The sequence below is a fragment of the Staphylococcus sp. HMSC072E01 genome, from assembly GCF_001814125.1.
Lineage (GTDB): Bacteria > Bacillota > Bacilli > Staphylococcales > Staphylococcaceae > Staphylococcus > Staphylococcus hominis.
The window spans coordinates 16,048-29,683 of record NZ_KV814964.1; the positions used below are offsets into that span (position 1 = coordinate 16,048).

Consider the following 13,636-nt stretch of genomic DNA (forward strand, 5'->3'; position numbering starts at 1 on the left):
TCTCTTAAACCATCTCTAATCAAATAATGTCTGTGAATGGTATTGTTAAATCCTTCTTTTTTAATAAGTGCAGCATAAGCGTTAACCGCTCTAAATAATCCAACATTTGGTGTGAATGGAGTAGAATTTTGTTCAATAGAATCAAAGTACTTATTTAAATTTAAATAAAAACGTGGTGTTTTAACTACTTTAAATCGCTCTTGTGCACGATGATTATAAGCAACAAAAGATAGGCCAGGCGGTAACATTAAAGCTTTCTGGCTACCTGACACGAGTACATCAATATTGTCTCTTTCTAAATCGACATCAACGGCACCAATACAACTTACGCCATCGACAACGAAGTAAATGTCTTGATTGAATGCTTTAATTACTTTTCCTAATTCGTGTATAGGGTGAAGTACAGCAGTAGAAGTTTCGCAAAATTGAGTGAATACAGCAGTAATATCATGATTAAGTGAATGTAAATATGTTTCAAATGCTTCAATGTCGACAGCTTTTCCCCATTCAACATCATAAACATGTACATTCTTATAATATGTTTCCGCAATTTGTTTAAAACGATTGCCAAATGCACCTGATACAATGACTACAAAATGGTCTTCAGGATTGACTATATTTAACATACTAGCTTCTAAAACACTAGTACCGCTTGAAGTAAGGATCATTACTTTGTTTTTAGTTCCAAACATAGGTTTTAAATGATTAAATGCTTCTTCTGCGACAGCTTCAAAATCTGAAGAACTATGACCTATCATTGATAAATTAAGTGCATGTGTGATTTCATCAGGTACAGGGGTTGGTCCAGGTGTTAATAATAAAGGTTCGTAATAATACATCGTAAATCTTCCTCCTGATATAAGATTTTTTAATTTTACCAAATATTCTGAAATTTTAAAAGTCTAAATAAAAAGCGGCAGTTTAATTGACCGCTTTTAGTTCTTATCTTGAATGGTTGCTTGAATTTCTATTTTAACGTTGTTTCGAATTGAGTTAGATATCATACAATGATGATCAGCAATATCTAATAGTTTAGGAAGTCGTTTATTAAGACGCGTTTTTTCTTCTTCTGTAAGAGATATTGTTGGATAATGAGTGATTTTTTCCATTTTAAATTTTCCATTTTCAAAAACTGCACTCCCAATTGACTTAATTTCTAAATGAATATTAGTAAATTTAGCTCGTTCAAGTGTAGCAGCTAAAGAGATAATATAACATGAGGAGGCTGCTGCAACTAACATTTCATCGGGATTTGTCCCAGTTCCATTACCCCCAAGTGAAGAGGGAATAGAAATTTGCTCAGAAATTACATCGCCTTTAACTTTACCGATTTCTTCACGACCCCCACGCCATGACGTATGAACTACAAAATCGTGTTTAACCATTATTATTGACCTCCTATATCATTATGGTAATTTAAGTGTAGTTGAACATATAACTAATTTAAAGGATGGTGTTTAAAAATGAAAATACAAAAGCCTAATACATCATTTCAAATCGTTGCACATCGTGGATTATCGCAGAAATATCCTGAAAATACGTTGGAAGGTTTTAAAGCAGCCCTTATGCAACATATTGATATGTTAGAAATTGATGTACATTTTACAAAAGATAAACAATTAGTAGTCATTCATGACGACTCCATTGATCGCACATCGAATCAAAAGGGTAAAGTAAAAGATTTTACTTTAGAAGAATTAAAACAATTTGATTTTGGAATCAAACATGGTGAATCTTTTAAAAATACCTGTATTTCTACTTTTAGCGAAGTACTTTCTTTATTTAAAAAGTATTCTAAAACATTACTTATTGAAATAAAAAAACCAGAACAGTATCCTGGCATTGAAAAAGCGTTACTTGAGGAACTAGATAAATTTCAAATTCCCTCTCATAGAGTCATTATTCAGTCATTTGATGTGGAAAGTGTTAAAAAAATGTCTGAATACACAAAGAAATATGCACTAGGTGTTTTAATAAGTAAAAAACAATACTGGTACAAACAACCTGATTATGAAAATATAGCTTCTTTTGCACAATTTATAAATCCTAATTATAAATTAATAAATAAAAAATTTATCAAGCGTGCTCATGAACATCATCTTAAAGTAATACCTTATACAGTAAATAACGTGAAAGATGTGAAGAAATTGATTCATTTAGGAGTAGATGGGATTATTTCAGATATACCAGATGATATATTTAAACTATAAATAAAAAACCACCCTGACCAAAATGGAAAGGGTGGTAAAATATTAACCAACTTATCTTGAGTAGTACTCAACGATTAATTGTTCATTAATTTCAGCTGGTAATTCACTACGTTCTGGTAAGCGAACGAAAGTACCTTTTAAGCTGTCAGCATCGAAATCTAAATATTCTGGTACGAAATTGTTGATTTCAACAGATTCTTTAATGATATCTAAGTTTTGTGATTTTTCACGAACTGAGATAACTTGACCTGGTTTTAAAGCGTATGATGGGATGTCAACACGTTTACCATCAACTTCAATATGACCATGACCAACTAATTGACGAGCTTGACGACGTGTACGTGCTAAACCTAATGAGTAAACTACTGCATCTAAACGGCTAGCTAATAAAATCATGAAGTTTTCACCGTGTACACCGTGTTGTTTACCAGCAATATCAAATGTGTTACGGAATTGTCTTTCAGTTATTCCATATAAATAACGTAATTTTTGTTTTTCACGTAATTGTAAACCATATTCTGATAATTTTTTACGTTGGTTTGGACCATGTTGTCCTGGTGCGTAAGGACGTTTTTCTAATTCTTTACCAGTACCACTTAATGAGATACCTAAACGACGAGATTTTTTCCAGTTAGAACCTCTGAATCGAGCCATAATAAGACTCCTCCTTTTTCTTTTTTGTTGGAATGAATAAACAAAAAAGAGTGTTATATGCTCATTAAGATATATTGTTTTATGTGTCTTCACCTTATAGCTACAGTTACGCGACACGTCCACATCGGGAACAACATAGAGCTTAATAATATACAACTGCTATTTTCGTTAATTCACACAAAATTCATTGTACCATTATTTTTTAAAGTGTCAAGGAATCATTTAAATTTATTATTTTGATAATTGGTGTTCTAAGATAGAAACGATCTCTTCAAGTCCTTGTTGATCGTCTTTACTAAATCGTTGTGTAATAGGCGCATCTATATCTAACACGCCGATGATTTCATTATTAACATGAATTGGAACGACAATTTCAGATTTACTATTAGCATCGCAAGCGATGTGACCAGGAAATGTATTTACATCATCTACAAGTTGTGTTTGGTTATTTGCAACAGCAGTTCCACATACACCTTTTCCTATAGAGATATGCATACAAGCAGGATGGCCTTGGAAAGGACCTAAAATAAGTTCATTATTTTCAATTAAATAAAATCCTAACCAATTGATTTGATCTAAATTGTCATTGAGTAAAGCTGAAGTATTACTTAAAATTGCGATTAGATTTGTTTCATCTTCAATAAGACTTGCAAGTTGTTTACCTAATAAGTTGTAATTTGTTTCTTTAATTGTCGGCATATAAAAACCTCTCTATCAATATTTTGATTATTAGTATAAAAGTAAAAAATTTTTCAATCAATTCTTTGAATTTTATTTTAATGACGAGATAAGATACGTTATAATAATGATAATATAGGAGGAGAATGAGATGGTTTTATACATTATATTAGCAATTATTATTATTATATTGATTGCTGTCGGTATTATGTTTTATTTACGTTCTAACAAACGTAAAATAGTTGAGCAAGCAGAAGAACGTAAATTAAAAGTTCAACAGTTACCTTTTGAAGATAATTTAGAAAAGTTATCAGCTTTAAATCTTAAAGGTGAAACGAGAACAAAATATGACGCGTTAAAACAAAACACATTAGATCACACTAATAACTATTTAGCACCAGTAGAAGAAAAAATTCATGACGCTGAGCTTCAACTTGATAAATTCCAATTTGCAGGAGCTCAAACTGAAATTGATGATGCTCATGAATTAATGGATAGATATGAAGCTGGTTATCAGTCACAAGTAGATGAAGTAAATGAAATTCTTTCTCTACATAAAGACAACGAAGCAATCTATGAAAAATGTAAAACAGATTATCGTGAAATGAAGAGAGATGTTTTAGCAAATAGACATCAATTTGGAGAGGCGGCAGCTCCTCTTGAAAAACGTATTGAGGCTTTTGAACCAGAACTTGATCAGTATGACATGCTGAAAGAAGAAGGTAACTATGTACAAGCTCATAATCATATTAATGGATTAAATGAATCTATTAATGAAACAAAAGAATACATGGATGAAATTCCAGATTTAATTAGAGAAACTCAAAAAGAGTTACCCGGACAATTCCAAGATTTAAAATATGGTTGTAGAGATTTAAAAGTAAATGGTTATGACTTGGATCATGTAAAAATTGATGGTACATTACAAAGCTTAAAAACTGAATTAAATTTTGTAGAACCTATGATTAGTCGTCTTGAATTACAGGAAGCTAATGATAAATTGCAACAAATTAATGATAAGCTTGATGAAATGTATGATTTAATTGAGCATGAAGTAAAAGCTAAAAATGAAGTTGAAGAAACAAAAGAAGATATTACAAATGAATTATTCAAAGCGAGAGAAATGAATTATACGCTTAGAACAGAAATCGACTATATTCGAGAAAACTATTTCATTAATGAAAGTGATGTTCATAGTATTAGACAACATGAAAATGAAATTCAAAATCTAGTTGTAGTATATGATGATATTCTAAAAGAAATGTCTAAATCTGCTGTGAGATATAGTGAAGTAAAAGATAATTTAGAATACTTAGATGAACATGTAAAAGTGATTAATGAAGAACAAGAAAAATTACAAAATCATCTGATTCAACTTAGAGAAGATGAAGCTGAGGCTGAAGATAATCTATTAAAAATTCAATCGAAAAAAGAAGAGATTTATCGTCGACTTCTTGCTTCAAACTTAACAAGTGTTCCAGAGCGATTTGTTATTATGAAAAATGAAATCGACCATGAAGTAAGAGCGGTCAGCGAACAATTTAACGAACGTCCGCTTCATGTTAAACAACTTAAAGATAAAGTTTCAAAAATCGTAATTCAAATGAATACGTTTGAAGATGAAGCAAATGATATATTAGTCAATGCAGTCTATGCAGAACGATTAATTCAATATGGAAATAGATATCGTAAAGATCATCATACTGTAGATAAAAGCTTAAACGAAGCAGAACGTTTATTTAAAAATAACCGTTATAAACGCTCAATTGAAGTATCAGAGCAAGCACTTGAAAGTGTAGAACCTGGTATAACAAAACATATTGAAAATGAAGTAATTAAAGGATAATACATTTTTATAGTTAGAGAATGACCTAGACATCCACATATTTCTAGGTTATTCTCTTTTATTTTAAAAAAAAATAGTATAATGCTTGAGTGTCTATTTTTAAGTCGAGAAAGTTAAAATATGTTTTAGATATGTTATTGATGAAAGTGAGTGTTCTATATATATGATTTATTTAGACAATGCTGCCACAACAAAACCGAACCAAGCGGTTTTAGATTCATTTCTAAAGGTAAGTGAGAAAGCTTATTATAATGCTAATAGTCCTCATCAAATGGGTTTACAATCAGAAAAAATATTATTACAGGCTAAGTCGCGTGTAAAAGAGATGTTAAACCTCAATAAAAATACTGATATCATTTTCACAAGTGGTGCTACTGAGTCTAATAATATTGCACTCAAAGGTATTGCATTAAGAAAAAAACAGTTTGCGAATGTAATCATTACCTCAGTCTTAGAACATCCATCAGTATTAGAAGTGATGCGTTATTTAGAAACACAAGGATTTATATTGAAATATGTGAATGTGACTCCAAATGGTCAAATAGATATTAATCATTTAGAACAATTAATGACGGATAACGTGGGCTTAGTTACATGTATGTATGTCAATAATGTTATGGGACAAATACAACCGATAAAAGAAATTGGATCATTATTAAAACAATATCCTAAGGCACATTTTCACGTAGATGGCGTACAGGCTTTAGGGAAAATTCCAATGCAATTAGAGGATGTAAATAGTATTAGTTTTAGTGGTCATAAATTTAATGGTTTAAAAGGTCAAGGCATATTAATTATCGATAATAAGGAAAAAATTGAACCGACAATATTTGGCGGTGGCCAAGAATATGGAATTAGAAGTGGCACGGTAAATTTAGCAATGAATGTTTCACTTGTGAAAGCAATGGAAATTGCAATTCAAAATTTAAATGAGATTAATCATCGTCTATCACGCTATAATAAAGTAATTAGAGAATGTTTAAGTCAATATAAGGGAGTGTATATTAATTCTCCAGAAAATAGTGCTCCGCATATTTTAAATATCGCTTTTCCAGGAGTAAAAGGAGAAGTGCTTGTTAATGCATTCTCAAAATTGGATATTATGGTGTCGACTACAAGTGCATGTTCGTCTAAAAGAGAAAAATTAAATGAAGTTTTGTTAGCAATGGGTATTAAGGATAACAGAATAGAGGGAAGTGTTCGCTTATCCATGGGTGAAACGACAACAGAAAAAGATATCGAACAATTTAAAGATAAACTTGAATTAATCTATGCTCAAATAAAGGAGTTGTTGAAATAAATGAAATATGATCATATTTTGGTTAGATATGGAGAACTTACGTTAAAAGGAACAAATAGAAGAAGATTCACAAATGTATTAAAAGAAAATGTTATTCAGTCATTACGTTCATTAGAAGGTACACGAGTTAAATGTGAGAGAGATCGCATGTTTATCTCGCTTTTTGAGGACGCAAATGTTAATGAAGTCATAAATCGTTTAACAAAGATATTTGGCATAAGATCTATTAGTCCAGTATTTAAAACAACACAAAATCTTGAAGATATGAAACAACTTTGTATTTCGTTAGCTAAAGACTTTGCAAATGGAGATACTTTTAAAGTTGATGTAAAACGTGTAGATAAATCATTTTCATTAGATACGTATCAACTACAAAGAGAACTAGGTGGCGCCATTTTAAAAGCAGTTGATCATTTAAAAGTAGATGTTAAACGTCCGACACATAATATTAAAGTAGAAGTACGTAAAAAAGGCGTGTATATCTATACTAAAGTTATCAATGGTGCTGGCGGATTACCTACCGGTACAGGTGGTAAAACACTTCTTCAGTTGTCAGGTGGAATTGATTCACCAGTAGCTGGTATGGAAATTATGAAACGTGGAGTAAAAATAGAAGCTATTCATTTTCACAGTCCACCATTTACAAGTGAAAAAGCGAAAGACAAAGTGATTGAATTGACACGCATACTATCTGAACGTGTAGGACCAATTAAATTACACATTGTTTCTTTCACAGCACTTCAAAAACAAATCAATAAGTCTGTGCATCCACGATATACCATGACATCTACTAGACGCATGATGTTACGAGTGACAGATATTATCTTAGAACGTATTGGAGCGAATGCTATCGTAAATGGTGAAAATTTAGGTCAAGTAGCTAGTCAAACATTAAAGAGTATGTACGCAATCAATGATGTTACATCTACTCCTATTTTAAGACCACTTATTTCTTTAGATAAAGAAGACATTATTAAAAAAGCAAAAGAAATAGGAACATTTGAAGTTTCAATACAACCTTATGAGGATTGCTGTACGATTTTCACGCCTGAAAACCCTGTAACTGAACCAAATTTTGATAAAGTTGTTAAATATGAAAGTGTGTTTAATTTTGATGATCTTGTCCAAGAAGCAGCAGACAATGTAGAAACAATAGAGATTAATAAAGATTATAAAACTGAAAAAGATAAACATACTGATGCGCTCATTGATGAATTATTTTAATATGAAAGTATTAAAGTCATTTAATAAGAGGTGGGCGTTATAGAACTAAGTTTTCATATTATTTTCATTATTATGAGTTTTGGTTTCTTGGCAGCATTTATAGATGCCGTTGTGGGTGGCGGTGGCTTAATATCAATTCCTGCACTCTTAGCTATAGGAATGCCGCCATCATTAGCATTAGGTACAAACAAATTAGCCAGTGCGTTTGGCTCATTAACGAGTGCAATCAAATTTTTAAAATCTGGAAATGTGGATAAAAAAATAGTATTTAGATTATTTCCGTTTGTATTTATATTTGCAGTTGGTGGAGCAAGTTTAGCAACTTTCTTACCATCAGAAGTTTTGAAACCACTCGTTATAGTCATATTGACACTTGTTTTAATTTACACCATTTTTAAGAAAGATTGGGGTAATGTCAGAACGTTTTCTAAACTTACTATTAGTAAAGCGATTGCCTTTATATCACTCCTGCTTTTAATTGGATTTTATGACGGATTCTTAGGCGGTGGTACTGGATCATTTATGTTATTTGTATTATTAATGTTTGGATTTGATTTTTTAAGTGCAGCTGGAAATGCAAAAGTATTAAACTTTGCTTCAAACGTTGGTGCATTAACATTATTTATTATTCTTGGCCAAGTAAATATAGCATATGGATTAATTATGGCAGTTAGTATGGTGATTGGGTCGTATACTGGTGCACATTTTGCAATCAAAAAAGGTGTAGGATATGTCAAAATTTTATTTATAATAGTCACCATTTTACTCATTTTAAAAAATACCTTTGATTATATCATGCAAATCATTTCAAATTAAAATAATAGTTAGCGTTTTAAATGATTGAAATAAGTTTAAATACTATCGTATCATTAAACTATAATTTAAATAACTAAAGGGAGGTCATATAATATGACAGAAATTACTTTTAAAAATAACCCTATACATTTAGAAGGAACTGAGGTTTCAAAAGGAGATGTGGCTCCTAATTTTAAAGTTTTGGATAATAGTTTAAATGAAGTTACTTTAGATAATTTTAAAGGACAAAAGAAATTGATTAGCGTCGTTCCTTCTATTGATACTGGTGTATGTGATCAACAAACTCGCAAATTTAATGAAGAGGCTTCTCAAGAAAATGGTGTAGTACTTACAATTTCAGCGGATTTACCTTTCGCTCAAAAAAGATGGTGTGCATCAAATGGTCTAGAAAATGTAATTACGTTAAGTGACCATAAAGATTTATCATTTGGTGAACATTACGGTGTTGTTATGAAAGAAATGAGATTATTAGCTCGTTCTGTTTTCGTATTGGATGAAAACAATCATGTAGTTTATAAAGAGTTAGTTCAAGAAGGTACTGATTTTCCAAATTTCGAGGCTGCTTTAGAAGCATATCGTAATATTTAAGTCACTACTAAACGATTAAATTAAAGATATAATACTAATATTGTCCATATGTATTTTAAAATGAATGATTTCGTTTTAAGACATTTGCATTATGGACATTTTTTTATTGGAAAGGAATTGAATATGACAGAAGAACAAACTATTATGGAAAGATTATTCCGAACTTTAGATGATAAAGCTAAGTCGTTAAATGAAGAAAATGGTCAAAGCTTTATAGAAAATTTAGGCTTGGCAATGGAAGATGTATATCGTAATCAACGTACACTGTTAGAACAAGCAACGCTTCAAGATCGTCGAAAAGCATTTCAATTTGCTTACTTAAGCTTATTACAAGAAGAAAATATTCAAGCAAATCATCAAATTACACCAGATTCTATTGGTTTGATTTTAGGTTTTTTAGTACAAAAATTTACAGAAAATAATAAAGAATTACAGATTGTTGATATTGCAAGTGGAGCAGGTCATTTAAGCGCTACAGTGAATGAAGTATTAAAAGATAGCGAAGTTATGCATCACTTAATTGAAGTAGATCCCGTTTTATCGAGAGTTAGTGTGCATCTAGCGAATTTTTTAGAAATACCATTCGATGTGTATCCTCAAGATGCAATTATGCCATTACCATTGGAAGAAGCTGATGTTGTTATTGGAGATTTTCCTATTGGATATTATCCTTTAGATGGACGTAGTAAAGAAATGAAACTTGGATTTGAAGAAGGTCATAGTTATTCACACTTCTTACTTATCGAACAAGCTGTCCATGCTTTAAAACAAAGTGGCTATGCTTTTTTAGTAGTACCTAGTAATATTTTTGAAGATGAACATGTGAAACAGTTACAAAATTTTATTACTACAGAAACTGAAATGCAAGCATTTTTAAACCTTCCTAAAACATTGTTTAAAAATGAAAATGCACGTAAATCAATTTTAATACTACAAAAGAAAAAAGCAAATGAAACTAAGCCTGTAGAAGTGTTATTAGCTAATATTCCGGATTTTAAAAATCCTAATCAATTCCATGGTTTTATTAACAAATTAAATGAATGGATGGACGCAAATCATTCACAAAAATAAACTGTGATATTCTTGAATTACTTCTGTATTAGTGGTTAAATAGATATGGATATTTAATATATAAATTGGAGGACAATGAATCATGTCTAAATTAGTTTTAGCGATTAATGCGGGAAGTTCTTCTTTAAAGTTCCAACTTATCAGAATGCCTGAAGAAGAATTAGTTACAAAGGGCTTAATTGAGCGTATTGGTATTAAAGATTCAATATTTACTATTGAAGTAAATGGTGAAAAAATAAAAAGAGTTAAAGATATTAAAGATCATGAAGAGGCAATTAATATCATGTTAGATAGCTTCAAAGAACATGGTATTATTAATGATATTAATGATATTGCTGGTACAGGGCATCGCGTTGTTCATGGTGGGGAATTATTCCCTAAATCTGCTTTAGTCACTGATGAAGTAGAAGAAAAAATTGAGTCATTAAGTGAATTAGCGCCATTACATAATCCTGCAAACTTAATGGGAGTTCGTGCCTTTAGAAAGTTATTACCTAATATTCCACATGTTGTAGTTTTTGATACTTCATTCCATCAAACTATGCCAGAAAGTTCTTATTTGTATAGTTTACCATATAACTATTACGAAGATTTTGGTATTCGTAAATATGGTTTCCATGGTACAAGCCATAAATATGTATCACGACGTGCGGCTGATATTTTAGAAAAACCTATTGAAGAATTACGTATTATTTCTTGTCATATTGGTAATGGTGCGTCAATTGCTGCAATTGATGGTGGGAAATCTATCGATACATCAATGGGCTTCACTCCATTAGCAGGTGTAACAATGGGTACACGCTCAGGAGATATTGATCCAGCTTTAATTCCATTTATTATGGAAAAAACAGGTAAAACTGCTGATGAAGTTTTAACAGTTTTAAACAAAGAATCTGGATTATTAGGTATCTCTGGTACTTCAAGTGATTTACGTGATTTATTAGGTGAAGCTGCAAATGGCGATGAACGAGCTGAACTTGCTTTAGATATTTTTGCTTCTAGAATTCACAAATATATTGGTTCTTATGCTGCTAGAATGCATGGCGTTGATGTTATTGTCTTCACAGCAGGTGTCGGTGAAAATTCATCACCAATACGTTCTAAAATTTTAGAAGGCTTAGAGTTTATGGGTGTTTATTGGGATCCTAAGAAAAATGAATCTACTCACGGTGAAGAAGCTTTCATAAATTATCCACACTCTCCAGTTAAAGTAATTGTTGTTCCAACTAATGAAGAAGTCATGATTGCAAGAGACACAGTAAAATTCGGTGAATTATAAGATAGATTAAAAAAACGATGAGATTAAACTTATCTCATCGTTTTTTTAGAACATAGCAGGGAAATAGGACAAAAGTCATGTTGAATTTGTTGTCCTACTCTGATGATGTATCTCTAACATATTAAAGAGGTCTGAGACAATTCCTTATGTCTCAGACCTCTCTATTTAAATACATTATTTTATTAAGAAAATTGTTTTCTAAATTCAGGAGTTGCAACTTCAGGTTGGAAATCATCTGGAATTTCTTCAGTACGCACGACAAGTACGTCACACGGTGCATGACGAACGATTGCTTCTGAAACAGAACCAACGATAAATCGTTCTACTGCATTCAATCCTGAAGTACCGCACATTATTAAGTCGACACCTAATTCATTTGCTAATTTTTTAGGTATAATTGCTTTAGGTGAGCCAAATTCTAGACGAGTTTCTACATTTGTAACACCAGCACGTGAAGCAACTTCTTTATAGCCTTTTAAAAGTTCATCAGAAAAACCTTTAGATTTTTCTGTGAATTGAGCATCGTACACTTCATAAGAAGAGTAAGTTCTTGAATCGATAATATTAACAATAGTTAATTGAGCATCATTACGTTTAGCAACGTCTAAAGCTTTGTTGAAAGCCCATTCTGCTTCATGTGAACCATCAACTGCGATTAAAATATTTTTATAAGTTAACATCTTAAGTCCCCCTTAACTTTTCTTAATTCAATTTTAACATAAATTTCTGAATATTTAATATTTATAATTCAACAATTATGTGGACGTTGTGCACCTTTGATGATTGCGCTTTCATTAATTTAGCGTTACCATAAGAAGTGGAGGTGGATGGAATGAAAATCGGTATTCCAAAAGAAATAAAAAATAATGAGAACAGAGTAGGTTTATCACCAAGTGGTATACATGCATTAGTTGAACAAGGACATACAGTACTTGTTGAAACAAACGCAGGTTCTGGTTCATATTTTGAAGACGAAGATTATAAACAAGCCGGTGCAGAAATAGTTAACGATGCAAAAACAACTTGGGATGTAGACATGGTGATTAAAGTAAAAGAACCATTAGAAGAAGAATATAAATATTTCAGAGAAGGTCTTATCTTATTCACATACTTGCATCTTGCCAATGAGGAAAAACTTACTCAAGCATTAGTTGATAATAAAGTAGTAAGTATTGCCTACGAAACAGTTCAATTACCAGATCGTTCTTTACCTTTATTAACACCAATGAGTGAAGTTGCAGGACGTATGTCAGCTCAAATTGGTGCAGAATTCTTACAAAAAATTAACGGTGGAATGGGTATTCTACTTGGTGGCGTGCCAGGTGTACCAAAAGGCAAAGTTACCATTATTGGTGGCGGGCAAGCAGGTACAAATGCTGCTAAAATTGCTTTAGGATTAGGTGCAGATGTAACTATTTTAGATGTAAATCCTAAACGTTTAGCGGAATTAGAAGATTTGTTTGACGGTCGTGTTAATACAATAATGTCTAACCCACTTAATATTGAAAACGCAGTTAAAGAAAGTGACTTAGTTATTGGTGCAGTATTAATTCCTGGAGCGAAAGCACCAAGTTTAGTTACTGAAGATATGATTAAACAAATGAAAGACGGTTCAGTAGTAGTCGACATTGCTATTGACCAAGGTGGTATCTTTGAAACTACTGATAAAATAACGACACATGATGATCCAACTTATGTTAAACATGGTGTTGTACATTATGCAGTAGCGAATATGCCTGGCGCAGTTCCACGTACGTCTACTATTGCTCTTAATAATGCTACTTTACCTTATGCACAGTTACTTGCTAATAAAGGTTATAAAGAGGCATTTAAAGCAAATGAGCCTCTTTCATTAGGTTTAAATACGTATAAAGGTTATGTAACTAATAAAGGTGTTGCAGAAGCCTTTGATTTAACTTATACATCTATTGAAGATGCATTAAAAGAATAATCTAAATTAATTCAATAAA

At 31.5% G+C, this 13,636-nt stretch carries 14 protein-coding genes; 9 read left to right on the forward strand and 5 right to left on the reverse strand.

Going from position 1 to position 13,636, the window contains the following annotated elements:
- Both HMPREF2953_RS04915 and HMPREF2953_RS04920 read right to left on the reverse strand, forming a co-directional pair.
- Positions 1-839, reverse strand: an 839-nt coding sequence (locus tag HMPREF2953_RS04915) for a pyridoxal-phosphate-dependent aminotransferase family protein (protein WP_070672101.1), incomplete at its 3' end; no start/stop codon positions are given.
- A 96-nt stretch (positions 840-935) separates the two neighbouring features.
- Entirely contained in the window at positions 936-1,385 is a 450-nt protein-coding gene (locus HMPREF2953_RS04920) for an OsmC family protein (RefSeq protein WP_070672103.1), read from the reverse strand.
- Positions 1,386-1,463: 78 nt separating this feature from the next.
- Between HMPREF2953_RS04920 and HMPREF2953_RS04925 the strand changes: the two genes are divergently transcribed.
- Positions 1,464-2,210 (forward strand): glycerophosphodiester phosphodiesterase, encoded by a 747-nt coding sequence (locus tag HMPREF2953_RS04925; RefSeq protein ID WP_049335919.1) that lies wholly within the window; start codon positions 1,464-1,466, stop codon positions 2,208-2,210.
- A gap of 51 nt (positions 2,211-2,261) precedes the next feature.
- On the opposite strand, the gene rpsD is transcribed toward HMPREF2953_RS04925, so the two are convergent.
- Both rpsD and HMPREF2953_RS04935 read right to left on the reverse strand, forming a co-directional pair.
- A complete protein-coding gene (rpsD, locus tag HMPREF2953_RS04930; protein ID WP_002487986.1) occupies positions 2,262-2,864 on the reverse strand; it encodes a 30S ribosomal protein S4 in 603 nt (200 codons plus the stop codon).
- 231 nt (positions 2,865-3,095) lie between these two features.
- Positions 3,096-3,563, reverse strand: a complete 468-nt coding sequence (locus HMPREF2953_RS04935) for a GAF domain-containing protein (RefSeq protein ID WP_049335921.1) — start codon at positions 3,561-3,563, stop codon at positions 3,096-3,098.
- Positions 3,564-3,693: 130 nt separating this feature from the next.
- On the opposite strand from HMPREF2953_RS04935, the gene ezrA reads away from it, so the two are divergent.
- The 7 genes from ezrA (at position 3,694) to HMPREF2953_RS04970 (ending at position 11,666) form a co-directional block, all read left to right on the forward strand.
- Positions 3,694-5,388, forward strand: coding sequence for a septation ring formation regulator EzrA (gene ezrA, locus HMPREF2953_RS04940; RefSeq protein ID WP_002448287.1), 1,695 nt, complete (start codon positions 3,694-3,696; stop codon positions 5,386-5,388).
- A gap of 163 nt (positions 5,389-5,551) precedes the next feature.
- Entirely contained in the window at positions 5,552-6,688 is a 1,137-nt protein-coding gene (locus HMPREF2953_RS04945) for a cysteine desulfurase family protein (protein ID WP_070672104.1), read from the forward strand.
- On the forward strand, positions 6,689-7,912 hold the full coding sequence (gene thiI, locus HMPREF2953_RS04950) for a tRNA uracil 4-sulfurtransferase ThiI (protein ID WP_070672106.1): 1,224 nt from the start codon (positions 6,689-6,691) through the stop codon (positions 7,910-7,912).
- A gap of 72 nt (positions 7,913-7,984) precedes the next feature.
- On the forward strand, positions 7,985-8,728 hold the full coding sequence (locus tag HMPREF2953_RS04955; RefSeq protein ID WP_371091001.1) for a sulfite exporter TauE/SafE family protein: 744 nt from the start codon (positions 7,985-7,987) through the stop codon (positions 8,726-8,728).
- A 93-nt stretch (positions 8,729-8,821) separates the two neighbouring features.
- A complete protein-coding gene (gene tpx / locus HMPREF2953_RS04960; RefSeq protein ID WP_002448307.1) occupies positions 8,822-9,316 on the forward strand; it encodes a thiol peroxidase in 495 nt (164 codons plus the stop codon).
- A 123-nt stretch (positions 9,317-9,439) separates the two neighbouring features.
- On the forward strand, positions 9,440-10,387 hold the full coding sequence (locus HMPREF2953_RS04965; RefSeq protein WP_070672108.1) for a class I SAM-dependent methyltransferase: 948 nt from the start codon (positions 9,440-9,442) through the stop codon (positions 10,385-10,387).
- An 82-nt stretch (positions 10,388-10,469) separates the two neighbouring features.
- The gene (locus tag HMPREF2953_RS04970) at positions 10,470-11,666 is read left to right on the forward strand and encodes an acetate kinase (RefSeq protein WP_070672110.1); all 1,197 of its coding nucleotides are present in this window, start codon (positions 10,470-10,472) and stop codon (positions 11,664-11,666) included.
- A 182-nt stretch (positions 11,667-11,848) separates the two neighbouring features.
- Here the strand turns inward: HMPREF2953_RS04970 and HMPREF2953_RS04975 are convergent, their stop codons facing one another.
- Positions 11,849-12,346, reverse strand: coding sequence for a universal stress protein (locus HMPREF2953_RS04975; RefSeq protein WP_002448964.1), 498 nt, complete (start codon positions 12,344-12,346; stop codon positions 11,849-11,851).
- A gap of 152 nt (positions 12,347-12,498) precedes the next feature.
- Between HMPREF2953_RS04975 and ald the strand changes: the two genes are divergently transcribed.
- Positions 12,499-13,617, forward strand: coding sequence for an alanine dehydrogenase (gene ald / locus HMPREF2953_RS04980; RefSeq protein WP_017176116.1), 1,119 nt, complete (start codon positions 12,499-12,501; stop codon positions 13,615-13,617).
- The last annotated feature ends 19 nt before the right edge of the window (positions 13,618-13,636 follow it).